This window comes from Rhodospirillum sp. A1_3_36, from assembly GCF_047263945.1.
Lineage (GTDB): Bacteria > Pseudomonadota > Alphaproteobacteria > Rhodospirillales > Rhodospirillaceae > Rhodospirillum.
Window position 1 is genome coordinate 1 of sequence record NZ_JBLAVB010000078.1, and the last position, 1,730, is coordinate 1,730.

The following is a 1,730-nucleotide window of genomic DNA, read 5'->3' on the forward strand; positions in this document are numbered from 1 at the left end:
CTGCTCAAGCAGCAAGGCGTCTTTCTCCGCTTCGCTAAGTCGATATGTCCGGGGCGTTTTCATACAAAGGTTGAATCACAAACCAGGCCGTCAGCCAACCGATTTCGCCAACCCCGTGAGCAATTACCCCTATGGTTCAGATGGAAAAAAATCAATTTGCACCATATGACGCAAACCCAAGATGGTGCGATTGCTGAGATCGCGCAAACGTTTCACCAAAAAAATTCAGCAACCATTCATGTCAATACGAGTGATGTTCCTTCTGGTATTAATCGCTCTCAATTTGATAAATGGCGCAAACAATATTGGGAAAATAGAGCTAATGACTTCTAGGAGATGGCTGTGAATGAAAAATTGAATAGTATTTTAAGAGAGCTGAAGTCTGTGAGGTTGAATTTATCGACTCCTCAATATCTGCCGTCAGATGAACTCATTGATGAGTATGAGTCCGAGATTGGTATCGTGTTTCCAGAAGACTACCGATCCTTTCTCAAGGAAGCTAGCGATAGCATGTTGAATGGAAAAGATGCGTTGAGACTTACACCGAATCGTAGTCACCCAAGAGAACTTTCCGTTGCTCTTATGGATGCTCGTCAGATTGGTTTGCCAAAAGATTGGCTGCCAATATGTGAAGATAATGGTAATTATTTTTGTTTGACTCCTGATCAGAAAATTCGATTTTGGGATCACAATGGTTCTTCAGATGAGAGTTGGCCAGACTTAGCTACTTGGATTAAAGATGTTTGGATCGATGAAAAATAAATCCATAAATTATCTTGGACCATCGCGCTCTTAATCTGAAATATATATAGCAAAGCCGATGGCCCCTTGGGTTTCCTCGACCCGCCAGGCAACGTCAGAGCGCGTTCCCCCCATCTGGTGCTCAGCGGTCGAGCGCATTCCTGCTGCAACTGGCCAGCGCGGTGATGACGGCGGGCTTGAAAGTGGTTGTACGTTCCGGGAGTAGCGAAATTCGACCGAACTTTACAAGTCAGCCCACTTTAGAAATTCAATCCTCAAATGGCCCTATAAAGATTAGGTATTAATCCTATGACTGGAAGGATCCATAGCAGGTTTCCAATCGAATTTGATCTACCAGAAAGGTTGGATTTTGTGGGAATGCATTACGATGAAAAAGGATATCGATTACATGTAATGGAATTTGCCTCAACAGGAGAGGACATTTTTGAGATCAATTTTGGAGCCGTGTCTTTGGCCCAGAGAAGTATGGATGAGGGCTTCTACTTATCTCTTTCGTGGACTATCGATAAAGTAGATAAACCAATAGGTCCCATAGTTCTGGTGACTGGCTCTGACTTTCTGGATTGGTTCCATGAGCAGAGTTGTCAAATATATTCACGTGATCAAGTTATTCATGTGGCTGTTTTGACCCAAAATGAATGGGTCGAGGTGTTGTGCCTAAAGATTCCAACCGTGCGTCGAATGAGGCGGAAGTCATCGTGCGAGGGGTCAAGTTCGCGGTGACGACGATTACCACCGGACCGGCTGGAGCGGTCCTGCTAGCGTAATTGCTTCTTCTGTGGTTGCCGCCCGTAAGGCAAGAAATTTTCGGCCATTTGAGCGGGAGATCGAGAGCGGTCGGGAGTGTCCGGCCTTCTGTGTACAGGATTATGGTGCCATGCTTTCCTGAATGAGAAGGAAGGCAGGAATGACGATATCCGATCATCTTATTGACGAACTATTGAAGGGCTGCGAGCGTCCGGAAGACC

Annotated in this window: 2 protein-coding genes; both read left to right on the forward strand. The window is 45.5% G+C overall.

Annotation, left to right across the window (positions count from 1 at the left end; genetic code table 11):
- Positions 1-333 (forward strand): HNH/ENDO VII family nuclease (locus ACLIRY_RS26975; protein WP_413208508.1); only part of this gene is annotated, 333 nt, incomplete at its 5' end.
- Between the two features lie 9 nt (positions 334-342).
- The gene (locus ACLIRY_RS26980; protein WP_413208509.1) at positions 343-762 is read left to right on the forward strand and encodes an SMI1/KNR4 family protein; all 420 of its coding nucleotides are present in this window, start codon (positions 343-345) and stop codon (positions 760-762) included.
- The last annotated feature ends 968 nt before the right edge of the window (positions 763-1,730 follow it).